The organism is Sphingobacterium sp. UBA5789 (genome assembly GCF_002418355.1).
GTDB lineage: Bacteria > Bacteroidota > Bacteroidia > Sphingobacteriales > Sphingobacteriaceae > Sphingobacterium.
Genome location: NZ_DIDX01000001.1, coordinates 924,927 through 949,627 on the forward strand (window position 1 = coordinate 924,927; position 24,701 = coordinate 949,627).

A 24,701-nucleotide genomic window follows, 5' to 3' on the forward strand; every position below is an offset into this window, starting at 1 on the left:
CATCGATATATTAAATGGGAACTCACAGTCATCATCACGATTATAATTTTAGCGAACGATTTGCTTTCGGCGGGAAAGCAAAGGTGTTTAGCATTATCGCTATCGTTATTGGATTAGTGGCAATCGCCTATGGTTTGTTTGCTGGTGATTCACATACGACAGAACGCACGTATGCCAACCTATTATTGATGGGTTATTATTTTACCTGTGTATGCGCTGCAGGAGCTTTTTTCGTAGCTCTTCAGAGTGTTACACAATCCGCTTGGTCTGCAGGTCTTATCCGTATTCCTCAGGCTATGGGAAGTGTTTTGCCAATAGCAGCTCTTGTATTGTTTATCATCATTGCTGCAGGTCTAAACTCACACTCTTTGTATCACCACTGGGCCGGACACGGATTGACTGATCCGGAAAGTCCTAACTACGATGCACTGATTGCCGGTAAATCTACATTCTTAAATGTGCCTTTATTTTTGGTACGTCAGATCCTTTTTATGGGATCATATAGTATCTTTGCCTTTATTTTGACAAAATTATCATACAAGGAAGATTTAGAAGGTAGTTTGAATTCTTACAAAAAGACATTCAAATTGTCTGCTATCTTTTTAGTAGTATTCGGATTCACAACTCCTATCTGGGCGTTTGATACGATCATGTCTTTAGAAGCACACTGGTTTTCAACTATGTTCGGCTGGTACAATTTCGCAGCAATGTGGGTGAGTGGACTGGCTACTATTGCTATTATTCTGATTCTTCTAAAGAAAGCAGGATATCTGGCATGGGTTAATGAAAATCATTTACACGATTTGGGTAAACTGATCTTCGGATTTTCTATCTTCTGGACATATGTCTGGTTTGCACAGTTCATGCTGATCTGGTATTCCAACATTCCTGAGGAGACCGTTTATTTCTACAAAAGATGGGAACCAGAGTACAAACCTTGGTTTTGGCTTAATATATTGATTAACTTTGTATCTCCGGTTTTATTATTAATGGATCGTGATGCTAAGCGTAAGCAAAATAGTATGTTGTTCGTATGTATTGTACTTCTTTTGGGACATTGGTTAGATTATTATATCATGATCATGCCTGGAACAGTTGACAATCATCCTGGATTCGGTATTATCGAAGTGGGAACAGCAATCGGTTTTGTGGGCTTATTTACTTTCTTGGTAATGTCTAAGTTGAGCAAGCATGCCTTGGTGCCGAAACACCATCCATTCTTAGAAGAGAGTTTAAATCATCAGATATAGGTTTCTAATCAACACGATATTACGTTATAACGTTATAATAAGAAATGAAATTCAAATTACATAACAGATTCAGATCCATAATGGGTTGTGTGCTTGCACTAGGATTGTCCCTGTCGACTCCTACCTTTGCAAGTCAAGATACAACTGCTGCTGATTCGGCAGCAAAGACTACTGCGGTAGCTGCTCCTGCGGATTCAGCTAAAGTAGACTCTGCTTCTTCTGTAGCAGCAGATTCAACTGCAGCGGGTGCTGCTGTATCTTCTTCTTCTACGTCTTCAAGTAAGCCGGCAGTAGAAGAGGTCAAAAAAATTGATCCTCAGGTTTACAAAAACCTGACGTATTACATCTTACTTTTCTTCGCTATATGTACTGTGGTAGCTGTAGTTGGAAAGGTACTATCTCTATATGAGTTAGTGAAAAAGATGAATGGTAAATACAACCCATTAGCCGGTAATAATTTACAATCTATTCTATTCCTTATATTTCTGGTATTTTTCCTTTGGGGAGTATATTACGGATATAGTGTATGGGGAAGCTGGGCATGGCGTGATGCGGTGACGGAGCACGGTAAGCTGATTGATAACATGTTTATCATCACTACAGTGATTATCACGATTGTACTTGTACTTACGCACCTTTTATTATTGACATTTCCGTTTATCTACAGAATGCGTGTTAAGCGTCAGGCTTACTATTACCCGCATAACAATACCATTGAGAAAATCTGGACAATCGTTCCAGCTGTGGTATTAACTGTATTGGTATTGTTCGGTTTCTTCACATGGAGAACCATTACTAATGTTCCTGAAGATCTTCAAAAATCTGCTCTGCAGGTAGAAGTATTAGGTGAGCAGTTCTTATGGTCTGTACGTTACCCTGGAGCTGACGGCCAGATCGGTAAACGTAATTATAAAATGACGACACCGACAAATCCATACGGTATCGACTTCAATGACAAAAATTCATGGGATGATATTCAGGGAAGTGACATCGTTCTTCCGGTAAATAAATCCGTACGTTTCCATATCATTTCCAAAGATATTATTCACTCGTTCTTTATTCCTGATTTCCGTGTTCAGATCAATGCTGTACCGGGAATGACGAACTATTTCCAGTTCACTCCAACAGTGACTACTGCTGAAATGCGCGAACGTATGAATGATCCTAAGTATGACTATGTGATGCTTTGTAACAAGATCTGTGGTTCCGGTCACTACAATATGCAGAAGAAAGTGATAGTTGTGACAGAGAAAGAGTATAAAGAGTGGTTGAGTACCCAGAATAAATACTTTAATGAAGATCTGCAGAAAGAATTTGCTGCAAAAGATTCAAAGGAAAGTAAAGAAGAAGTTATCAAAACAGCTTCATTGAAATAATTTGTATTAAGAATTTTTAAAAAATAATATGTCAAGTACAGTTATATCGCATAGCGCAGACCATCACGATTCGCACGGCCATCATCAAGAGTCGTTCCTGTCTAAATATGTATTTAGCATGGATCACAAGATGATTGCTAAGCAATTCTTGATCACTGGTATTATTATGGCAGTTTTTGCCATGGTATTATCGATATTGTTCCGTATCCAGCTCGCTTGGCCGGATAAAGAGTTTCCAATCTTAGAAGTTTTCTTAGGTAAATGGGCTGAAGGAGGTCGTATACGTCCTGAGTTTTTCCTATCCTTAGTAACCATCCACGGTACGATGATGGTATTCTTCGTATTGACAGCTGGACTTTCCGGTACATTCAGTAACTTACTGATTCCTTATCAGATTGGTGCCCGTGATATGGCATCTCCGTTTATGAATATGCTTTCATACTGGTTCTTCTTCGTAGCTTGTGTGATTATGGTTGCTTCTTTCTTTATCGAAAGCGGACCTGCATCTTCAGGATGGACCGTGTACCCGCCATTGTCTGCAGTTCCTAAAGCGATCCCGGGATCGGGCTTAGGTATGACATTATGGTTAGTAAGTATGACATTGTTTATCGCTTCTCAGGTAATGGGGGGTGTAAATTATATCAGTACAGTATTGAACATGCGTACAAAAGGTATGGACCTTTGGAAAATGCCTTTAACAGTATGGTCTTTCTTCTTAACAGCTATCGTAGGTCTTTTATCTTTCCCGGTATTGGTATCCGCAGTAGTGTTACTGATTTTTGACCGTAGTGCAGGTACATCATTCTACCTTTCAGATTTAGTTGTTCAGGGAGAAGTATTACCTAATGAAGGTGGTTCTCCGATTTTGTTCCAGCACTTATTCTGGTTCTTAGGTCACCCTGAGGTATATATCGTTGTTATGCCTGCATTAGGTCTGACATCTGAAGTTATTTCTACGAACTCACGTAAACCAATCTTTGGTTACCATGCGATGGTTTACTCTTTGGTAGGTATTACTGTATTATCATTTATCGTATGGGGTCACCACATGTTTGTGACAGGTATGAATCCGTTCTTAGGAGGAGTATTTATGATCACAACTTTGATTATTGCGGTCCCTTCAGCGGTAAAGGCCTTCAACTACCTGGCTACATTATGGAGAGGTAATATCCGTTTCACTCCAGCTATGATGTTTGCGATCGGAATGGTTTCATTCTTTATCTCTGGTGGTTTGACAGGATTATTCTTAGGTAACGCTGCTTTAGATATCAACTTACACGATACCTATTTCGTAGTTGCTCACTTCCACCTGGTAATGGGATCTGCTTCTATCTTTGGTATGTTGTGTGGTGTGTACCACTGGTACCCTAAGATGTTTGGAAAGATGATGAACCCTAAATTGGGTTATTTACACTTCTGGTTGACATTCATTGGTGCTTACCTGGTATTCTTCCCGATGCACTTTATGGGTATTGATGGTGTTCCTCGCCGTTACTATGCTTTTACAGAATTTCCTTTCATGGAGAAATGGGTTTCTGTTAACTTGTTAATCACATGGGCTGCTATCATTGCTGGTCTTGGACAGATTGCATTCTTATGGAATTTCTTCTCTTCAATCGTTTTTGGTAAGAAAGCTACTCAGAATCCTTGGAACTCTAACACATTGGAATGGACTACTCCTGTTGAGCATATCCATGGTAACTGGCCTGGAGAAATCCCTACAGTACACCGTTGGCCATATGATTACAGTAAGCCTGGTCATGATCAGGATTTCATTCCTCAGAATGTTCCTTTCTCTGAAACAATGAGCTCTAACTTACCTCATGATTTTGAAGGTAATGAAGAAGCTGTTCGTATTCAGGAACAATGGAATAAAGAGAATAACAGAGAGATTGTAGAAGGTTAAGCACATAAGCTTAACCCTCTATACCCTCTTAAATATATAGAGGTTAAAAGATAGATATGTATCCAGCTGCTGAAAAGCGTTTTATTAGAACAAATGCGATTACCATCATAGTATTGTTTTTGGTGATCACAGCTGGAGGAATTGTAAGAAGTACCGGATCAGGAATGGGATGTCCGGATTGGCCTAAGTGCTTTAATCGGATTATTCCACCCACTGATGTTTCACAGTTACCGGCAGGTTACGAGGAGCATTATGTGGAAGGCAGAGCCAAGAAGAACCAGCGGTTTGCAAAAATGGTTGAATTCTTTGGATTTCCGGATAAGGCAGAACAAATCCGTACAGATAAAAGTATTCTTGTTCACGAGGAGTTTAATGTTGCCAAGACATGGACAGAATATGTGAATCGTCTCGTAGGAGTTGTTTCCGGTTTCTTCTTGTTGTTTTCTGCAATCTTCTCTTTTACCTATATCAAGTCAAAAAAATCCATAGTCTTTTGGAGCGTTCTTAATCTTTTTGTAGTCGTACTGCAGGCCTGGCTGGGATCAATTGTGGTATCCACCAATCTGATGCCCTGGGTGATTACTGTTCATATGCTTTTAGCTCTTTTGATTGTCGGAATAAGTATTTATACCTATTACAAAGCGACAACACTGCGAAATAAAAATATATTGATCAATCATCAGTTTAAAGGATTAAAGCTGTTAGCTGCTTTTTCACTGATTATCATGCTGGTGCAGGTTGTATTCGGAACAGAAGTAAGGGAACGTATAGATCACTTAGGAGATACCGGTGTTCCACGCAATGAATGGATCAGTTCGATAGGATCGCACTTTGATATTCATAGGCTGCTCGGATATGTTACCTTTGGTTTAGTGCTGGTATTATTTTTTCTGGTCAAATCAAGATTTAGTAAACTTTCCAAACAAGCTAAGTACGCATGGATTATGTTTATTCTGGTTCTTATACAGATGGGATCGGGGATTGTATTAGCACGCTTTAATGTGCCTGCTTTTGCACAGACAACACATCTGGTGATTGCCAGTTTGCTTTTCGGAGCACAATATTATTTGATGTTGTTGCTTTCAAAATTTAATAGATAGTAAAAGACGTAATGTTAATATTAGATATAAGATCGTGTAGTGGAGTTCACTTCCATACTTCTGATAAGAAAGGGAGGAATGTAAGATGAAACAGTTTATTTCTGATTTTAACAAACTTGTCAAATTAAGATTAACGTTAACTGTTGTATTTTCAGCCTCTATCTCATTTTTGATCGGAGCTACACAACAGGGTGAAATAATTTGGTTTAACTGGTTACTGTTAACCATTGGAGGTTTTTTTGTAACAGGTGCAGCTAATGGCTTTAATGAGATCATTGAAAAAGATCTGGATAAGCTCATGACACGTACAGAGGATCGTCCGCTTCCTGCAGGTCGTATGACTACAGGTCAGGCGTTGGTCTTAAGTCTTTTCATGGGAATCTTCGGAACCCTGATCTTAGTCAAATTGAATTTTATAGCAGGTTTACTTTCTGTTTTTTCAATTTTTCTATATGCCTTTGTCTATACCCCTCTGAAGCAAAAATCTCCTATTGCTGTTTTTGTAGGTGCATTTCCGGGAGCATTGCCTCCGCTGATCGGTTACTATGCAGCTTTCAAATCGGCAGGATTTGGTTTGGAGTATGCAGCAATCAGTGAAGCAGCAGTTGTGATTACTCCGCTGGTATTGTTTATTATCCAGTTTGTATGGCAGTTTCCACATTTCTGGGCAATTGCCTGGGTAGCGGACGATGACTACAGAAAAGCAGGATTCAGACTTTTGCCAACAAAAGAGCGTGACCGCGTATCTGCATGGATGTTGTTTATATCTGCGGTACTGATGATTCCGGTAGGTTTCCTGCCTATGTATTTCGGTTTTGGCGGATGGATATTTACGATTGTTTCTTTATTGGGCGGATTGATGTTTGCCTGGTATGGTTATAAGCATTTGGTAGAGCAGAGCATTGGTTCTGCAAAGAAAGTGATGTTTACATCATTTATTTATTTACCGGTTACACAGCTGGTATTATTGTTAAATTTTATTCCATTTAAATAATGGTAGTAGATATGGTTAATACAGAATTACAGGAAGAGGAATTGCAACAATCCCGAAAAGCCAAGAAATTTAATCTCTGGCTAGGAATGATTGGTATGTTTATGATGTTTGCTGCGCTGTCCAGTGGTTTCATTGTGTATACAGCCAGTGGCGTGGATAAAGGTATCAAAACTACGCTTCCTAATGCTTTTATCTACAGTACAGTGCTTATATTGCTGAGTAGTGTTACATTACACCTCTCTTATAAAGCTGTCAAAGAAAAGCAATTTGCTAAACAGAAAGGATTGCTCCTTGCAACAGTGGTGCTCGGAATTCTTTTCTTCGTATGTCAGGTACATGCATGGCAGGTCCTTATTGAAAGAGGAATCTATTTCCTTAATATCAATGCCTCCCAGTCATTTATTTATGTATTTACAGGCATGCACTTAGCGCATATTATTGCGGGACTGATCGTATTGATTAGATGTTATACCGGAGCGGCTAAACCGATCCCTTATGACAATAATCTCTTCCGCATGGAACTTGCCACTATTTTCTGGCATTTTCTCGATCTTTTATGGATTTATATATATGTTTTCTTACTTTTGAATCAATAATACTAAACAATGAGTACAACTGTATCGCAATTGGATAAGGTAAAGGACGGCCCTTGGAGTGGCGGTAAGTCCCCTTGGAACTTAGAGTATGGAAAGATCATGATGTGGTTTTTCCTTGTGTCAGACGCATTTACATTTTCAGCTTTCCTGATCTATTATGGAGCTCAACGTTTTGCGCATTTCACATGGCCGGATCCTGATAAGGTATTCCAATCTATCCCGCTTATTGCGGATCACGGACAACCGTTGGTGTTCGTAGGTATCATGACTTTTATTCTGATCATGAGTTCCGTAACGATGGTATTAGCGGTAGATGCGGGTCATCGCAATAAAAAAGACGAAGTTGTAAAATGGATGCTTTGGACTATCCTGGGAGGTTTGGCTTTCTTGGGTTGTCAGGCTACAGAGTGGACGCACTTACATCACCTTGGCTTCTGGTTCGGACAAAATCCGGCTACAGGACTTGAAGGTAATGCTATTCCTGAAGCTCTTGCTCCATATTTCTCGAAAGACATTTCATATGTGTCCGCATTACAGTTCTCTAACTTATTCTTTACCATTACAGGTTTCCACGGATTCCACGTATCAATAGGTGTCATTTTGAATATTATTATTCTGTGTATGACGTTGAACAATACGTTTCAGAACCGCGGTTCATACCTGATGGTTGAGAAAGTAGGTCTTTACTGGCACTTTGTCGACTTAGTATGGGTATTCGTATTTACATTCTTCTACTTAGTCTAATTACTTTTAACACGAATCGATTATGTCAAATCATCACGATAATACAGCAGCACACGAAGGTCATGGTCATGATCACGAGGGTATGGATAAAAAAGGAATCTGGAGAATATTCTTTGTCCTTTTAGCACTTACTTGTTTAGAGTTTTTGATCGCTTTGGGATTTGTTCACCACTGGCAGATTCTTGCTAAAGGTGCATTGGTTAATACAATCTATATCGTATTGACATTGGTAAAAGCTTACTACATTGTGGCTTACTTTATGCACTTGAAGTTCGAAAAATCAAGTTTCATCGTATGCTGTGGTGTTGTATTTATATTCATCATCTACTTCATTATATTAATGCTGACAGAAGGCGGATACTTATTACACCATTTCCACGAGTACCCATTGTGGCCAAATAAATAATATTCATGCAAAATACTTCTCGTAAGAAGGGTATTTCAACTTTAATAATCCTGGCCATGGTCTTACTTGTGCCAGGATTTTTGTATATATTGGTTAACCGAATGGGGGCATCCAATGAATACGTAAAGCTTCCGATCTATGGTGAAAAGCAACTTGCCGGAACAGTAAGCCGTAAGATGGGAAGAGAAATTAAAGATACCCTATATCATCAGGTTCCGGTCATCCAGTTCACAGATATGGATGGAAAGCAGATCAGTTTTATTGATAACGATACTACCGTGTCCGTAGTTCATCTTTTCTATACAAAAGACAAATCTTTTTCCAGAATGATGATCAACAGGCTAAATAAGGTGGCTACCAATCTGAAGCGAAATCATAAGGTCAGATTTTATTCTATTTCTGCAGATCCTGCAAGTGATACTCCTGAAGTATTGCAGGCATATACAAAAGGATATCGTCCAGACGAAAAAAGATGGTTCTTTCTGACTAATCCTTCGGTTGACATTCTGCAGTTTGCAAGAGAACAACTCTTGTTGGATGCTATGAAAGACCCGCAGGATTCTTCCAAAATTATTATAGGTAGTTCGTATATCTTATTAGATTCTCACCGCAGGATCAGAGGCTTCTATGATCTGAATCTGAATACCGAATTGGAACGTCTGGAAGATGAAGTCAAACTGCAGTTAGTAGAAGAATACCGTAATACCCCGATGAAGGTTCAAAAGAAAGATTAATATGGGACAACAAACAGTAGAAGAAAAGAAATATAATAAATGGATTGTAGTGCTGTCTGTCACTATTCCTGTAGTGGTAGCAATATTATTTGGTGTTAACCTGAGGAAATTAGGCTATGATGTTCAGCCTTTATCTTTTTTGCCACCGATATACGCAACGATTAACGGCCTGACAGCTATATTACTGGTGTGGGCTGTATCAGCTATCAAAAGAGGTAATAAGGCTTTGCATGAGCGGTTGATCAAGCTCTGTATTGCATGTTCAGTAGCATTTCTGGGAATGTATGTAGCGTATCATATGACTTCTGACTCTACACCGTATGGAGGAGAAGGAGCTATGCGTTATATCTATTTTGTCATCCTGATCTCACATATACTCCTGTCTATTATCATTATTCCCTTTGTACTTGTTACCTTTGTAAGAGGGATTGCAGGAGCATACGAAAGACATAAAAAGCTGGCACGTATCACATACCCGATGTGGTTATATGTAGCTGTGACAGGTGTAATCGTATACTTGATGATATCTCCTTATTATACACATTAGAATTAAGTCTGTGCAAGCAGGCAGTTTTAGAATTTTAAGAGACAGGCAATATGAGAGTATGGGTATATCAGGCAAGTCGTAAGCTGACTGCCGGTGAACAAGCGTTGGCAGCAGATAAACTGGCTGCTTTTATTTCCGTGTGGAATACACATGGTAAATCCCTGACTGCAGACGTAGAGATACGTCATGGTCTGTTTATCATTATGAAGGTAGATGAATCAAGAGTTGCTGCTTCGGGATGTTCAATAGACAGTTCTGTACATTTCCTCAAAGGCTTACAACAAGAGCTGGGTGTGGATCTGTTTGACCGCTTTCAGTTAGCTTACCGCACAACGGAAGATATAGCTGTAGTTGGTCGTCAGGAATTTGAACAATTGGTCACATCAGGGCAGATCAATTCGTCTACCATTGTATTTAATAATATGATTAGTAATGAAGAAGAATTATTGAATAAGTGGGAAGTGCCGTTTAAGGATAGCTGGCATGCCCGTGTATTCAGCTAAGATCATCCAAATATTATAAAAGCAAAGGGCTGTTGATTATCAACAGCCCTTTGCTTTTTATTTTTTATCTACGCTATACGCTCCCGGCCCTACAAAAAGTAGTCCGATGAATACGAACAGCAGTTCAAATGCGTGAGAGGCTGTACCCCATCCGTCTCCGGCACTCAGGTGATGTACTCCGGCCACAACCATGGTGAATGCCAAGAGTAAACAAACAGGTCTGTACCATAGTCCGATCAAAAAGAATAGTCCGCCTACAGCTTCGGTCGCAGCAGCCATAAATCCCCAGAATGCTGGGAAGAATTTGATACCCATATTGCCCATGGCCTGACCTACGCCATTCCACATATCAGGGCCGCCCATTAGCTTAGGAAGTCCGTGTGAAATCATAAATGCTCCGACACCAATACGCAGTATTAATAATCCCAGATCTTTTTGTTTTGATAATGATGATAATATCGCCATATGTTAATCTATATATGTTAGTTTAGTTTCTGTTTTTTTGGTTTCCAGCATGGCTTTTTTTCCAAATATCAAAGCATGATTATTGTCTATATGTCCGGCGGGATAATGGAATGCTACAGGGTAATCAAATTCACGAACTTTATCCATTACAATCTCTTCTACAGTCTGGCCAAACGGAGGTTCGCTATCCTTCATTGAGGTAAATCCGCCAATAATCAAACCTGCAAGTTTATCCAGCTTGCCGGCTCTCTTTAACGCCCAAAGCATACGGTCTATACTGTAGTAAGCTTCTCCCACATCTTCAATGAATAAAATCTTGTTGTCATAATCAACATCAGAAACAGAACCCAGTACACTAATCAGGATAGCCAGATTTCCACCCGTCAGTATTCCTTCTCCTTTTCCGGGACGGTTGGGGAATGTATGCTGTTTGTATTTGAAGTCTGTATTCTCACCGAATAAAGCTGCCCGAAGGGTTTCCAGGGATGCTGATGTGCCATCCGCAAATGACTTTGGCATCTGACCATGTATAGTTGGTATTCCAAAAGACTGTTGTATATGACTGTGTAAAACGGTAATATCACTGAAACCGATTACCCACTTCGGATGCCTGATAAATGCTGTAAAATCGATTTTGTCAATAATACGCACTGTTCCGTAACCACCTCGTGCTGCAAATACAGCTTTGATCTCCGGATCATTCAGGGCTTCCTGCAGATCCGTAGCTCTCAGGTCATCATCTCCGGCAAATTGATGGTAGGAACTGGATACGGATTTTCCCGATTGTACTTCCAGCCCCCAACCCTGTAGGATTGCAACAGCTTCGTCTATATTCCCCCGTATAAAACTTGCCGGAGCCACAATTGCGACTTTATCACCAGCATTAAGAAATTCAGGCATTTTCACGTATATCTATATTTTAATAGCGCAAATTGAGTTATCTTTGTCAAAGAAACAAGATTTTTCCTGTTTTTTTATATTTGATTACAGCTAATTTATAATATAACATTGAGTATTACAGATAAAAAACGCTACACCATTACTTCGGCTTTGCCGTATGCTAATGGGCCTCTACATATCGGTCACCTGGCCGGTGCTTATATTCCGGGAGATATTTTTGTTCGTTACTTACGTCTTAATCAGAAAGATGTAGTCTATGTATGCGGATCCGACGAGCATGGCGCAGCCATTACAATAAAAGCGAAAAAAGAAGGTATCACACCCCGTGAAATTATTGATAAGTACAATCAGCAGATCAAAGAAAGTTTTGAAGAGTTCGGTATTTCATTTGATATTTACCACCGCACATCAGAGCCTATTCACCATCAGTTGTCTCAGGAGTTTTTTCTGAATCTATACCAAAAAGGTGAATTTATAGAAAGGTTTTCCGAGCAATATTATGATGAGGAATTTCATCAGTTTCTGGCAGACCGCTACATTGTGGGAACTTGTCCTAATTGTCATTCTGAAGGTGCATATGGTGATCAGTGTGAAAAATGCGGAACTTCACTAAGTCCTACTGATCTTATTAACCCGATCTCTACATTAAGTGGTAAAACTCCGGTTTTAAAGGAAACCAAACACTGGTATCTTCCACTGGACAAATATCAGCCATGGCTGGAAAAGTGGCTTATCGAAGGGAAAAAGGATGAGCTTAAATCCAATGTTTACGGACAATGCCTGTCCTGGCTGAAGTCAGGTTTGCAACCGCGTTCGATGACACGTGATCTGGATTGGGGAGTGGATGTGCCACTGGAAGAAGCTGAAGGTAAAAAGTTGTATGTCTGGCTGGATGCGCCGATAGGATATATATCAGCTACAAAACAGTGGGCACTGGATAACGGCAAAAACTGGGAAGACTATTGGAAAGAACAGCCTGATCCGGAAGATAACTCATGTCTTATTCATTTCATTGGTAAAGATAATATTGTATTCCACTGTATTATCTTCCCTGCGATTCTGCATGCGCATGGTGATTATATTTTACCGGAAAATGTTCCGGCAAATGAATTTCTTAATCTGGAAGGAGATAAGCTTTCTACCTCCAGAAATCATGCTGTGTGGTTACATGAATATCTGGAAGAATTCCCGGGCAAGCAGGATGAATTACGTTATGTACTGACTTCTATTCTTCCGGAAACTTCAGACAGCGAGTTTACATGGAAAGATTTTCAGGCACGTGTCAATAATGAACTGGTAGCGATATTAGGTAATTTTATCAATCGGGTTATGGTACTTTCACATAAGTATTTTGATGGTAAAATCCTGTCAGGATCAGATTTACAGGAAGAAGATAAGCAGGTATTTGCTGAACTGAAAAAATATCCGGAGCAGATCACCCATAGTATTAATCAGTATCGTTTCCGGGAGGCTCTGGCCCAGTTTATGAATGTGGCGCGTCTGGGGAATAAATATCTGGCAGATGCCGAGCCATGGAAAGTGATTAAGACAGATGAGGAGAGAGTAAAAACTGTCCTTAATGTATCTCTGCAGATTGCTGCAAACCTCGCGATTCTGGCACAGCCATTCTTACCTAAAACAGCATTAAAACTATTTGAAATGCTAAATCTTCCTCAGCAGGACTGGGAAAGAGCAGGGGAGGAAGATCTGTTGAAAGATGGTCATGAACTCGGAGAAGTACAATTGTTATTTGATAAGATTACCGATGAGCAGATTGATTTTCAATTGGAAAAACTGGCAGCAGCAAAAGTGAATAATGTAAAAGTAGCTACTCCGGCTGTACCAGCTAAGGAGAATGTTACTTTTGATGAGTTTATGAAAATGGATATCCGTATCGGAACGATCCTTACGGCAGAGAAAGTAGCGAAAACGAAAAAACTGCTTAAACTGACCATAGATACTGGTATAGACCAACGTACTGTAGTTTCTGGTATTGCGGAGTTTTTCGCTCCTGAAGAAATCGTGGGCAGACAGGTTTCTATTCTGGTGAATCTGGAGCCCCGTGAAATTAAAGGAATTACTTCACAGGGAATGATACTGATGGCTGAGGATGCAGATGGTCGTTTGGATTTTGTACAACCTTCCACAACGATAAAACCTGGAAGTTCAGTACGGTAATCAGATTAAAAGTAGAGCCAGTCTGCGCACTTTGCCTGTGACTGGACTAATATATAAAAGCCTGTCTCAGTAACCATGAGACAGGCTTTTTTTCTTATACAGTACCTGTTGTAGTTTTCGATTTGAATCTGTCAATAAGCCAAAAGAGCAGAAAGAAAATAAGGGAAGGAAGTACCCACCAAAGCTCATATTCTGCCAGGGGAATAGCCTGTACCAGTCGTTCTGCTCCGGCCAGATGTATTTCGAATCCGGCTAACAAATATACAGTAGACACCAGTGTTGTTCCAGCTACCGCCCCGATATAAGGTAGTTTTGAAGAAATCTTTTTGCCGAAGATAATGACATATAATACCAGAGTAATCACAATAGGATAGATAAAGGCAAGAAACGGATAAGCCACCTCAATAATATATTCTACTCCCGTGATGGAAAGTATACCGGAGAGGAGACAACATATCGTGACGATAACCTCATAACTGATCTTATTCTTAAATAAAGTGCTGAAAAATGTTCCTACTGCACAAGTCAGTGCGATTGCTGTTGTCAGACAGGCTAAGGCAATACTAAGAGAGATTGCGATAGTTCCATATCCGCCTAGAATCGTGTTGGAGATAAAAAGTAGAAGTTCGGCCCGTTTGATATCATTTCCGGTACTGTAGCCAGAGGTAGCACCCAATATGACCAGTCCGCCATAGATCAATAATAAAAATACAGCAGCCATAAGCCCTGCACTGATGACGATTTGATTTTTCTCTTTTAAAGAGGTATAACCTTTCATTCGGGCTGCTGTAATAATGATTCCGGCAAAGATGACAGAAGCCAATACATCCAGAGTCTGATATCCTTCTGTAAAGCCGGATGTAAATGCTGTCACCGGAGTGGCTGTACCAGCGGTCGGGTCAGAAATAGGATGCAATATGCCCATAGTAATCAGCGTAAGTAACAAGATGAGGAGGACAGGCGTAAGAAAATTACCGATCACATCTACCACTTTTGAAGGACGTATGGAAAGCACAAACGTAACCACAAAAAACAATACCGATCCCCAGATTGGAGATAAAGATGGAAAAGTCGGTAATAGCCCCACCTCATAGGTGGTCGCTGCTGTACGTGGAATGGCAATCAAGGGGCCTATCCCCAGCATAATCACAGCACCGAGAACTAATGCAACGGTCTTATGAACCCTACCTGCAAGATCTTCAAATGTTTCTCCCGAATTGACAACAGAAAGCACTCCCAAAAAGGGTAGCAAAATACCGGTCAGACCAAATCCTAAAATAGCAAGTCCCCAGTACTGCCCGGCACCAAGACCAATAAGAGGTGGAAGAAGTAAATTGCCAGCTCCGAAGAACATGGCAAATAAGGCAAAGCCCAGAGTCGTGATGTCACTTATTTTTCTCAAAATGAGGATAATTTACGGTATTTACTAAAAGACTGAACCGCAAATATATAAACTTCCTATTGAAATAAAAGATCTGCAATCTGGCGGGCTTCTTTTACATCATGTACCCGAAGAAGTTGGACACCTTTGCTTAATAGTACTGTATTTAATGCTGTTGTCCCATTTAAAGCATGCTCCGGTGTAATATTGAGCTTCTTGTAAATCATGGATTTACGGGATAGGCCTCCCAGAATAGGAAGACCAAAGTAATGTAATTCATCAATCCGATGAAGTAATTCGTAATTCTGTTGTATGCTTTTGGCAAAACCGAAGCCAGGATCCAGTATAATATCCTTTACTCCTAAACTGCGTAGTGCAGAAATCCGGCTTCCTAAAAAAGTGGCTATATCCGTGACAATATCATCATATGTAGTCATTTCCTGCATATTTTCCGGCACGCCACGCATATGCATAAGGATATAAGGTACTTGTAATTTAGCTACTGTTTGAAACATTTGTTCATCCAGTGTTCCGCCGGATACATCATTGATAATATGTGCACCGGCTTTAATACTTTGCTCCGCAACTTCAGCACGAAAGGTGTCTATTGAGAGGATTGCATGAGGAAAGATACGGCTGATCTTTTCGATCACCGGAATAGCACGGTCCAGTTCTTCCTGTACAGAGATAAGAGGTGCTCCGGGACGTGAAGAATATGCCCCGATATCTAATATGTCTGCACCTTCCTTCAGCAGTTGTTCTGCCTTTTTTAATGCAGCATCCAGATGCTGATGTTGTCCGCCATCAAAGAAAGAATCCGGTGTTACATTGAGGATTCCCATTATTCTCGGATAGTCAAAAGTGATCAGCCTGCCTTTTGCATTAACAGACTGAGCAGGGGTGCTGTGCATCATATTCATATAGGCAAATTTACCAATGATTCTTAAATGCTGTGTAAGCTAAGGGACAATAATTTATACGAATGATTTCTGTATATTTTGTAATACTGACTTATGATACGTTATATCTTCCGGATATGGATACGGTAAAATTTAGATACAGGTTCTGTATTGGGGAAGTACACATGTTTGAAATATAAGGTGTGATCATCATACCAGAAAACATCGGCCATAAAGCAAAAATACAGGCTTTCTTTTTCGAGAAATGAAAAGGCATCCCTCAGGTTAAATATAGTTTTGAAATTCTTACCTGTTTTCTTCTGAATAAAATATTCATCGCATTCCTGTCCGGGGAAATAACCATTTAACCGGCTGTTCTTAGAAGGATTGTATCGGATATAGCCCGGATTCCCCACTTCTCCGCCTTGTTCACCTGTTGTCAGATTAAAACTGTAATCCGAAGAATGGCCACCCTCACAGAATAAAATATCTTCTGATGGATAGTATGCTATGAAAGCTACATCCGTCACTCTGTTTATCCGATCTACCGAATCATAGGTCTTATAATAATGAAGTTTCCCGTTTTTGAATCGGATACTGCTCACAAATTCTCCGTCTATAGTAGAGTCCAGATCTGCATTTTCATTATAACCTGAAAACACTACCCGACCTTTCAGCATCTTCTTTACTTTTCCGAAGTCCTTTACATAGAATAGACTGTCATGTTGTTTTGGACCGGAAGTTCTTAAGTAGGTAAAGGCTGCAGAGTCTATTTCCGAAATCTGCAAACTGTCTGAATTGAATTTGACCGTGCCGGTAGTATCGACAACAGAAGGTAATGTCTCAGCGTAAGCAGGTTCTTGTTTTTTCTGTTGGTTTGCACATCCGGATATGGAGAGCATTGCGAGGAGAAGTAGTGCCGTTATTTTCATAAAGGAGAGAAATAAAAAAAGCTGATGCAACACGATTCTGAATCAGCTTTTAGAGTTTATTTTACGATTACACCATCGGCAACAATCGTAATCGATTCTTTTGGTTTTGTGATTTTAGCAATTTCTTCTTTGCTTTTACCCATGTCTTCAGCATAATGCTTTAGCCAGGCAACAGAAGTTTTATTTAATTTAGCTTTACCTTCAACTACTACTGTTTTACCAACAATATCCTGAGGCATAAAATAGGTGTAATCAGTAAAACGAACCATTACCGGTTCATTACTTCCTTCCCGCTTCAGCGTCATAAAACAACCTTTCTTTTTGCAAACTTCTACAACAACTCCTTCAACTTTACCATTGTAAGTGCTGTCTTTTCCAAAAGATTTTTCCAGTTTACTCACTGAAATAGCCTGATGCTGATCAATCTTTTTGCCATATTGAACTCCTGATTTTGCTGATGGTATACTGGATTGTTGTGCAAATCCGTAGCTCAGCCCAATAAGGACTAACAGCAACGATAATGTGATTTTTTTCATATAGATGATATTTACTGTTTAATGAAAAATGAACCTAAACAAATAACCTGGCCCGCCATCTGCAAACTATTTCCTGATAAATTCAAATTTGCCGCTGGGGTCAAGCTTCATAATAATCGAAGCTTTTCCATCTCCCTGCTCTTTCTGCCCAAACTGAACGGTATAATCTACTCCGTCTTTTATTTTTTGGTCAATATCTCCGAATGTTTTTGCTGAAGGTTCTCCGCTGATATTGGCAGATGTCGAAATGATCGGTTTACGAAAGCGTTGTAATAGTTGCGTACAGAATGGATGATTGACAATCCGGATACCGATAGAACCATCTTCCGCAATGGCATTAGCAGCCAGATTTTTTGCATTGGAATATACAATGGTCAGCGGATGTTCTGTATATTCTATCAGTTGATACGCTACTTCCGGAATATCATTGACATATCCTGCAAGCTGATTCTCGTTGTGCAGCAGCACAATCATGCTTTTTTCTTTTGAACGCCCTTTTAGCTGAATGATGCGGTCAACTGCTTCCAGATTGGTCGCATCGCATCCGATACCCCAGATGGTATCGGTAGGGTATAGAATAAGCCCTCCATTTTTCAATGTTTCGAGGGCTTTATTGATATCTTCTCTGTCTATTGGAGTCATTTTAATAAAATATACTTCGGTTGAGCTGTTTATACAGCTACATTATGATCGCGTAAAGCGTCATTCAGTGAAGTTTTCTTATCCGTAGATTCCTTACGCTTTCCGATAATCAACGCACATGGCACCTGATATTCTCCTGCAGGGAATTTTTTAGTATAAGATCCAGGGATCACTACCGAACGGGCAGGGACATGACCTTTATATTCGATAGGCTCAGGACCGGTTACGTCAATAATTTTAGTTGAAGCTGTTAATACTACATTCGCACCTAAAACTGCTTCAGATTCTACACGTACACCTTCAACTACGATCACTCTTGATCCGACAAATACGTTGTCTTCAATAATTACCGGAGAAGCCTGTACAGGTTCCAGTACACCACCGATACCTACACCACCACTCAGGTGCACATTTTTACCAATCTGTGCACATGAACCTACTGTAGCCCACGTGTCGACCATTGTTCCTTCGCCTACATAAGCACCTATATTGACATAAGATGGCATTAGAATCACACCTTTCGCAAGGTATGCGCCTAATCGGGCAGAAGCACCAGGAACTACGCGTACACCTAAGTGTTTGTAATTGGTCTTCAGCTTCATCTTATCATAATAAACAAAAGGTCCGGCCTCTGTTTCTACCATCTCCCGGATAGGGAAATAAAGGATCACCGCTTTTTTGATCCACTCATTGACATGCCATCTTGTGCCGATTGGTTCTGCTACACGAATTTCACCATTATCCAGTTTAAGAATAATCGTGCGGATAGCTTCAGAGTATTCTTTATATTCTAACAACTGCCTGTCTTCCCAAGCGTCCTCAATCAGTTTTTGCAAGTTTTCTAATTCCATGAAATTAATTGTGATAATTTGACTAACAAAGATGGAAAATTTTGTTGATATTATTAGCAGATAATTAGATATAAGATCGTTATAGATGTAGCCGAATGGCAAATAATTCAAGAGGAATTAATCTTGATTTTGGATATTTGTGTTGATGCAAGAGCTAGTTCTGCAAAAATATAGTTTGTATAGGAAGATAAGAGTAGAGTCGTGATCATCTTTGGTACTATAAATCATTGCTGCAGATAATTTTTTTGCATTTATACTTTTAAATTTTTACTTTGAGAAAATATGGCTGGAGAAAAGGATAAACTCAGAATTGATAAATACTTGTGGTCAATCCGCATTTTTAAGACAAGGAGTCTGGCAACGGAGGCCTGTAAAGCAGGTCGCGTAAAGTTGAACGGACAAAATATCAAACCTTCTTATGTGGTCAAAGTCGGGGAAACTTATGCTGTACAAAAAGGGCTCGAACGACGGGTGATCAAGGTTGTAGGTTTGCTAGAAAGACGGGTTGATGCCAGGACCGCAGTACAGTTCTATGAAGATCATACACCGGAAGAAGAAACATATGCTTACAAATCTGTGTTTCATGCACCTGTATTGCAAAGGGACAGAGGTGCAGGAAGACCTACCAAACGGGATCGGAGAGAAATCGAAGATCTTCAGAACGACTGGTGGGAATCGCTGGATGATTAAGCATGTACCGCTTATGGCAGTTGTGTAACATAAGTCACCAAACGGCGAAATATAAAAGCTGATCTTTGTATAAAAATAAATAATATGGAATGGATATTTGAACCCTGGCCATGGTATATAGGAGGTCCCTTAGTTGCTCTTTGTATGATTGCACTTCTGCTTGCAGGCAAGAATTTTGGTGTTTCCTCCAATTTCAGAACCATATGCGCAGCATGTGGAGCCGGCAAAACTTCTGATTTTTTTAAATTTGACTGGAAAGCACAACGCTGGAACTTACTGATATTAATCGGCGCTGTTTTAGGAGGCTATATAGGAGCACATATCTTATCTGATGGTGGACAGATTCCGGCTATTCATCCGGATACCATTATCAAGCTTCATGAACTTGGTTTTCAGAGTGCTGGTAATGCTTATGCTCCTGCAGAGCTATATGATACTCTGGATTTGAAAGCTTTGGCATTATTGCTGACAGGAGGTGTTTTAGTCGGTTTTGGTTCGCGCTATGCAGGAGGCTGTACTTCGGGACATGCGATCTCAGGCTTGAGCGATTTACAATTACCTTCACTGATTGCTGTAGTCGGATTCTTTATCGGCGGGCTGCTGATGGTTCATGTTATTTTTCCGGTATTATTTTAAAAAGCAGACAACATGAGAAAATTAGTATTCATCCTTATCGGATTAATTTTAGGATTGACCATGTATAAAGCTGAAGCGGCTTCATGGTTCAGAATATATGAAATGTTTAATTTTCAGTCTTTTCATATGTATGGCTTTATAGGTTCTGCATTGATTATAGGAATAGGAGCCATTCAATGGATCAAACAGCGTAAAATCAAAGACATGGACGGGCATCAGATACAGATTACTCCCAAAGAAAAGACGTTCAGCCGTTACCTTTTCGGAGGGATTATTTTCGGGCTGGGCTGGGCATTGGCCGGAGCTTGTCCATTACCGATGTTTGTATTGGTTGGAGCAGGAGTTTTTCCTATTTTGATTGTTATCCTTGGTGCTGTTGCAGGAACATGGTTGTATGGCTTGATCCGGCATAAACTTCCTCATTAATAACATTGCTTTTTATGTATACTGCAGCATTACAAGTCGCTTACGGAACTGTTTTTGAACCTCGCCTGATAACGGAAATTGAGGAAACAGCCCGTTTTCTTTCCTTTAAAAAAGCAGATGTGCTCCTGGATGCCGGACAATACATCAAGGTGATGCCACTTTTGGTAGAAGGTGTTCTACGGATTATGCGTGAAGATCCGTGGGAAGGAGAACTGTTACTTTATTTTCTTGAAAAGGGAGATACCTGTGCGATGACTTTGGCTTGCTGTCTGGGAGATAAAAAAAGTGAAATCAAAGCTGTGGCAGAAACGGATGCATTAGTAGCGATGATACCCGTCAGTAAGATGGAAGAATGGCTGGCGAAATATAGCAGCTGGCGAAATTTTGTGTTTTCCAGTTACAACAGGCGTATGGAAGAAATGTTAGGAGCAATCGATCAGCTGGCTTTTCATAAGATGGATGTGCGGATTCTACATTATCTGGAAGAGATTGCTAAGATCAACAGTACACGTTCCATTCATAAATCGCATCAGGAAATAGCAGATGCTCTGAATACCTCACGTGTTGTTGTCTCCCGCATCCTGAAGGTGTATGAAAATGAAGGAAAGGTCCGGCTCAACCGAAGTACGATAGATTTATTGTAGTCGGTAATCACAGAGCAAAACTTGCGTTGCTGTAACAAATGTTACCGTTTGAACGAATATCAAAAGATACTTTTACAGTATTATAATATGAATACATAAATATGGAGTTGCTTGCTTACTTACTGGCTGTGTTGATCGGAATATCTTTAGGCCTGATCGGGAGTGGAGGCTCTATTCTTACGGTTCCTATTTTGGTCTACATTCTGGATATCGATCCTATCCTGGCCACTGCATATTCGTTATTCATAGTGGGGATGACATCGCTTGCCGGTGGTATTTCACAGACCATCAGCAAACAGGTGGATTATAAGATGGTGTTGCTGTTTGGAATTCCTTCCATCATTATGGTCTTGTTTACAAGAGGGTATATAATGCCGCATATTCCGGAGGAGATAGGTGCAGTCGGAGATTTTGTATTGACAAAAGGCATGTTTGTAATGGTACTTTTTGCGGTTATAATGCTGTTTGCTTCTGTATCTATGATCCGTTCCAAAGAAAAAATACTTGTAGTCGAAAAGCAAGTTTACAATAACAAAAGCATTATTCTGAAAGGTGTTTTTCTGGGGGTAATTACCGGGATGGTTGGAGCCGGCGGAGGATTTTTGATTATACCTACACTTGTCCTTTTTGCCGGTATGCCAATGAAAAAGGCAATAGGAACTTCCCTTATGATTATTGCATTCAATTCCCTGATTGGCTTTGTTGGTTTTGTAGAGATTGATGGCCACGAGGTAGATTGGCGATTATTATTCTTGTTTTCCATAGCGGCCATTATGGGGATTCTGATCGGAACTTTATTATCCAGAAAAATTTCCGGTTCGAACCTGAAGACCTCCTTTGGTTGGTTTGTACTGATTATGGGCATTATGATTCTGGTTAGAGAGATATTAGATATTTAGTTATTAAAGAAAATATGGAGTTATGTTTTTTGAACGTATATATGATGAGAGTTTAGCTCAGGCGAGTTATATGATCGGTTGTCAGGCGAAAGGAGTTGCATTGGTCATCGATCCCAAAAGAGATGTAGATACATATTTGGAAATTGCGAAACGCAATAATCTGGAAATTACCCAGATTACCGAAACCCATATTCACGCGGACTTTCTGAGCGGATCGCGGGAGCTTGCAGCACTTACTGGAGCGACCCTTTATCTTTCGGATGAAGGAGGCGAAGACTGGCAGTATGAATTTCCACATGAAGGATTAAAAGAAGGGGATAAGCTGATTGTTGGTAATCTGACATTGACTGTCATCCATACACCGGGACACACGCCGGAGAGTATAAGTTTTGTCCTGACCGATCACCCTGCTTCTGATGAACCGATCATGGTATTCACCGGAGATTTCGTATTTGTGGGTGATGTAGGCCGCCCTGATTTATTGGAAAAGGCTGCCGGATTAGTCGGTACAAAGGAAGTTGGTGCAAAAGATATGTTCAGATCAATCCAAAAGTTTCTTACCCTGCCGGATTTTGTACAGCTATGGCCGGGGCATGGTGCAGGATCATCCTGTGGAAAAGCGCTGGGATCTGTTCCAAGTAGTACAGTAGGATATGAGCGTATCCGTAACTGGGCTTTACAACAACAGAAAGAAGATGCATTTGTCACTGAATTACTGGACGGACAGCCGGAACCACCTGCTTACTTTGCCATGATGAAAAAGCTAAATAAGGTGGGCCGCCCATTGTTGTTGCATGTACCTAAGGTTCCATTATTAAACAAAGAACAATTTTTAAAGTATAAACAAGATGCTGTTACCATCGTGGATACACGACCAAAGGAGTTGTTTGTAAAAGGACATATTCCGCAATCCTTAAATATTCCTCATAAAAAATCTTTTGCTACCTGGGCCGGCTGGCTTTTGCAGTACGACAAACCTTTTATTTTGATTGCAGCAGCACATGAAATAGAAGAGGAAACACGCAAACTTATGCGTATAGGATTGGATAACATTATTGGGTACATTACTAATATCGATGATTTGGATATACCATTAGAGATGACAAAAGTGGTGGATCTAACTGCTGTAAAGTCTGCAATCAATAATCCTGACATACAGCTTATTGATGTTCGTAATACTAACGAGTACCAGGGAGGACATATCAAGGGAGCAATTTCACTGATGTGGGGCAAACTGGAAAAAAATCTTTCGTCTATTGATCCTCAGAAGACCAAAATTATCTATTGTCAGGGTGGAGACAGAGCTTCAATAGCTGCTTCTTTACTGAAGAAAAATGGAATTGATGATGTAGAGGTCTATCTTGGTAGTATGAATGAATGGCTTTCACAAGGGCAGGAGCTCGAATTTTAATTTTAAATCCGTGTTGACTGTAAAATAAAATTCTTTTAATAATTATGCCGGCAATCTGTCGCTAAAGACACAGATGCCGGCATAATAAATACGTTTATTCTGGAATACTGTAATGACTCATGTATCTTACGATACGGTTTGCCCGACCATTTACATATGTAGAAGGATTGCGTGCATCCCATTTCTGCGGACTAGGCAGAATAGCAATAATGAGGGCAGCTTCTTTTTTTGTTAAACTTTTGGCTGATTTGCTGAAGTAATATTGGGCTGCGGCCTCAGCTCCATACACCCCTTGCCCCATTTCAATTACATTGAGATATACTTCGAGAATTCGTTTTTTACTCCAGAATAATTCGATGAGAAAAGTAAAGTAGGTTTCAAAACCCTTGCGTACCCACGAACGCTCCGGCCATAGAAATACATTTTTGGCCACCTGCTGGCTGATTGTACTTCCTCCCCTGAGCTTTTTGCCGTTTTGATTTTTCTCCATTGCTTTCTGAATAGCTTGCACATCAAATCCGTTGTGCTCCATAAAATGAGCATCTTCACCGGCTATAGCGGCTCGCTTCAGATTATTAGACATGTCATCATAGTCCAGCCAGTCCTTCTCCAGCTTCCACTCTTTACCCATTCCCTTACGCTCAAAGCCACGTTTGATCATCAGATAAGTAACAGGAGGATCTATAAAACGCAGGCAGATCACCCAGAAAATGGTGATTGCAAAAAATCCGCCTATTACACGTCCTGTCCACTTAAGGATTTGATTCTTAAGATCTTTGGAGCTTGATTTTCGTTTTACTTTGTTGCCTCTTTTGATCGCCATGGCGCTTATGTCATTTATCGTGCAAACATAATAGCTATTACGCAGTATTAGTTAATTTATTTTAAAGTTTTCGGAAAAATAATGGGATCACATGAATTCAATTGACAGATATAGAAATTTATGAGTTGAATTTAAGCAAATTCATAAGGAATCAGATTCTCAAAGATATTTTTATCGGCAAGAAATAGTAAAATTAAAACTGTTATTTGTTGTATATTTGCCGATAACGGCA

The 24,701-nt window shown here is 40.0% G+C and carries 27 protein-coding genes; 18 read left to right on the forward strand and 9 right to left on the reverse strand.

From position 1 onward, the window contains the following. The first annotated feature begins 14 nt into the window (after positions 1-14). The 11 genes from B4B65_RS03975 to B4B65_RS04025 all read left to right on the forward strand — a co-directional run bounded on the left by B4B65_RS03975 (position 15) and on the right by B4B65_RS04025 (position 10,156). Positions 15-1,250, forward strand: coding sequence for a quinol:cytochrome C oxidoreductase (locus tag B4B65_RS03975; RefSeq protein ID WP_201681582.1), 1,236 nt, complete (start codon positions 15-17; stop codon positions 1,248-1,250). A gap of 44 nt (positions 1,251-1,294) precedes the next feature. Continuing rightward, a complete protein-coding gene (locus B4B65_RS03980) occupies positions 1,295-2,626 on the forward strand; it encodes a cytochrome c oxidase subunit II (protein ID WP_232279732.1) in 1,332 nt (443 codons plus the stop codon). A gap of 118 nt (positions 2,627-2,744) precedes the next feature. Next, positions 2,745-4,532, forward strand: coding sequence for a cytochrome c oxidase subunit I (locus B4B65_RS03985; protein WP_236582413.1), 1,788 nt, complete (start codon positions 2,745-2,747; stop codon positions 4,530-4,532). A 56-nt stretch (positions 4,533-4,588) separates the two neighbouring features. Continuing rightward, the gene (locus tag B4B65_RS03990) at positions 4,589-5,632 is read left to right on the forward strand and encodes a COX15/CtaA family protein (RefSeq protein WP_293913525.1); all 1,044 of its coding nucleotides are present in this window, start codon (positions 4,589-4,591) and stop codon (positions 5,630-5,632) included. A gap of 85 nt (positions 5,633-5,717) precedes the next feature. Then, positions 5,718-6,626, forward strand: a complete 909-nt coding sequence (cyoE, locus tag B4B65_RS03995) for a heme o synthase (RefSeq protein WP_201681585.1) — start codon at positions 5,718-5,720, stop codon at positions 6,624-6,626. Between the two features lie 11 nt (positions 6,627-6,637). Continuing rightward, positions 6,638-7,222, forward strand: coding sequence for a cytochrome c oxidase subunit 3 (locus B4B65_RS04000; RefSeq protein ID WP_236590410.1), 585 nt, complete (start codon positions 6,638-6,640; stop codon positions 7,220-7,222). 9 nt (positions 7,223-7,231) lie between these two features. After that, a complete protein-coding gene (locus B4B65_RS04005; RefSeq protein WP_003008054.1) occupies positions 7,232-7,966 on the forward strand; it encodes a cytochrome c oxidase subunit 3 in 735 nt (244 codons plus the stop codon). Positions 7,967-7,988: 22 nt separating this feature from the next. Further along, a complete protein-coding gene (locus B4B65_RS04010) occupies positions 7,989-8,372 on the forward strand; it encodes a cytochrome C oxidase subunit IV family protein (protein WP_201681587.1) in 384 nt (127 codons plus the stop codon). 5 nt (positions 8,373-8,377) lie between these two features. Next, the gene (locus B4B65_RS04015; protein WP_201681588.1) at positions 8,378-9,106 is read left to right on the forward strand and encodes an SCO family protein; all 729 of its coding nucleotides are present in this window, start codon (positions 8,378-8,380) and stop codon (positions 9,104-9,106) included. 1 nt (position 9,107) lies between these two features. After that, a complete protein-coding gene (locus B4B65_RS04020) occupies positions 9,108-9,653 on the forward strand; it encodes a DUF420 domain-containing protein (RefSeq protein ID WP_201681589.1) in 546 nt (181 codons plus the stop codon). Between the two features lie 50 nt (positions 9,654-9,703). Further along, entirely contained in the window at positions 9,704-10,156 is a 453-nt protein-coding gene (locus B4B65_RS04025) for an ABC transporter ATPase (RefSeq protein WP_293913534.1), read from the forward strand. A gap of 57 nt (positions 10,157-10,213) precedes the next feature. Here the strand turns inward: B4B65_RS04025 and B4B65_RS04030 are convergent, their stop codons facing one another. Both B4B65_RS04030 and B4B65_RS04035 read right to left on the reverse strand, forming a co-directional pair. Then, positions 10,214-10,621 (reverse strand): DoxX family protein, encoded by a 408-nt coding sequence (locus B4B65_RS04030; protein ID WP_201681591.1) that lies wholly within the window; start codon positions 10,619-10,621, stop codon positions 10,214-10,216. A gap of 3 nt (positions 10,622-10,624) precedes the next feature. Next, positions 10,625-11,521: a S66 peptidase family protein gene (locus B4B65_RS04035; protein ID WP_293913536.1), complete on the reverse strand. Its 897-nt coding sequence runs from the start codon at positions 11,519-11,521 to the stop codon at positions 10,625-10,627. 108 nt (positions 11,522-11,629) lie between these two features. On the opposite strand from B4B65_RS04035, the gene metG reads away from it, so the two are divergent. Beyond that, the gene (metG, locus tag B4B65_RS04040; RefSeq protein WP_293913538.1) at positions 11,630-13,699 is read left to right on the forward strand and encodes a methionine--tRNA ligase; all 2,070 of its coding nucleotides are present in this window, start codon (positions 11,630-11,632) and stop codon (positions 13,697-13,699) included. A 94-nt stretch (positions 13,700-13,793) separates the two neighbouring features. On the opposite strand, the gene brnQ is transcribed toward metG, so the two are convergent. From brnQ to B4B65_RS04070, 6 genes are all read right to left on the reverse strand, one after another. Continuing rightward, entirely contained in the window at positions 13,794-15,101 is a 1,308-nt protein-coding gene (gene brnQ, locus B4B65_RS04045; protein ID WP_293913540.1) for a branched-chain amino acid transport system II carrier protein, read from the reverse strand. A 56-nt stretch (positions 15,102-15,157) separates the two neighbouring features. Next, positions 15,158-16,000, reverse strand: a complete 843-nt coding sequence (gene folP, locus B4B65_RS04050; RefSeq protein ID WP_293913542.1) for a dihydropteroate synthase — start codon at positions 15,998-16,000, stop codon at positions 15,158-15,160. A 101-nt stretch (positions 16,001-16,101) separates the two neighbouring features. Continuing rightward, a complete protein-coding gene (locus B4B65_RS04055; protein WP_293913544.1) occupies positions 16,102-16,911 on the reverse strand; it encodes a hypothetical protein in 810 nt (269 codons plus the stop codon). A gap of 56 nt (positions 16,912-16,967) precedes the next feature. Then, complete coding sequence (locus tag B4B65_RS04060) at positions 16,968-17,447, reverse strand: DUF4920 domain-containing protein (RefSeq protein ID WP_201681597.1); 480 nt, start codon at positions 17,445-17,447, stop codon at positions 16,968-16,970. Positions 17,448-17,513: 66 nt separating this feature from the next. Then, positions 17,514-18,089: an L-threonylcarbamoyladenylate synthase gene (locus B4B65_RS04065; RefSeq protein ID WP_293913546.1), complete on the reverse strand. Its 576-nt coding sequence runs from the start codon at positions 18,087-18,089 to the stop codon at positions 17,514-17,516. 29 nt (positions 18,090-18,118) lie between these two features. After that, a complete protein-coding gene (locus B4B65_RS04070; RefSeq protein ID WP_201681599.1) occupies positions 18,119-18,940 on the reverse strand; it encodes a 2,3,4,5-tetrahydropyridine-2,6-dicarboxylate N-succinyltransferase in 822 nt (273 codons plus the stop codon). Between the two features lie 282 nt (positions 18,941-19,222). Here B4B65_RS04070 and B4B65_RS04075 point away from each other — a divergent pair, with 282 nt between their 5' ends. From B4B65_RS04075 to B4B65_RS04100, 6 genes are all read left to right on the forward strand, one after another. After that, positions 19,223-19,630 carry an RNA-binding S4 domain-containing protein gene (locus B4B65_RS04075; protein WP_201681600.1) on the forward strand — a complete coding sequence of 136 codons (408 nt, stop codon included), beginning with the start codon at positions 19,223-19,225 and terminating at the stop codon, positions 19,628-19,630. Positions 19,631-19,714: 84 nt separating this feature from the next. After that, a complete protein-coding gene (locus B4B65_RS04080; protein WP_293913549.1) occupies positions 19,715-20,266 on the forward strand; it encodes a YeeE/YedE family protein in 552 nt (183 codons plus the stop codon). Positions 20,267-20,278: 12 nt separating this feature from the next. Next, on the forward strand, positions 20,279-20,692 hold the full coding sequence (locus B4B65_RS04085) for a DUF6691 family protein (RefSeq protein WP_293913551.1): 414 nt from the start codon (positions 20,279-20,281) through the stop codon (positions 20,690-20,692). Between the two features lie 14 nt (positions 20,693-20,706). Further along, a complete protein-coding gene (locus B4B65_RS04090) occupies positions 20,707-21,336 on the forward strand; it encodes a Crp/Fnr family transcriptional regulator (RefSeq protein ID WP_293913553.1) in 630 nt (209 codons plus the stop codon). A gap of 101 nt (positions 21,337-21,437) precedes the next feature. After that, positions 21,438-22,235, forward strand: a complete 798-nt coding sequence (locus tag B4B65_RS04095) for a sulfite exporter TauE/SafE family protein (RefSeq protein ID WP_293913555.1) — start codon at positions 21,438-21,440, stop codon at positions 22,233-22,235. 22 nt (positions 22,236-22,257) lie between these two features. Continuing rightward, complete coding sequence (locus tag B4B65_RS04100; RefSeq protein WP_293913557.1) at positions 22,258-23,646, forward strand: MBL fold metallo-hydrolase; 1,389 nt, start codon at positions 22,258-22,260, stop codon at positions 23,644-23,646. 94 nt (positions 23,647-23,740) lie between these two features. Here the strand turns inward: B4B65_RS04100 and mtgA are convergent, their stop codons facing one another. After that, on the reverse strand, positions 23,741-24,469 hold the full coding sequence (gene mtgA / locus B4B65_RS04105; RefSeq protein WP_293913559.1) for a monofunctional biosynthetic peptidoglycan transglycosylase: 729 nt from the start codon (positions 24,467-24,469) through the stop codon (positions 23,741-23,743). Positions 24,470-24,701: the final 232 nt, after the last annotated feature.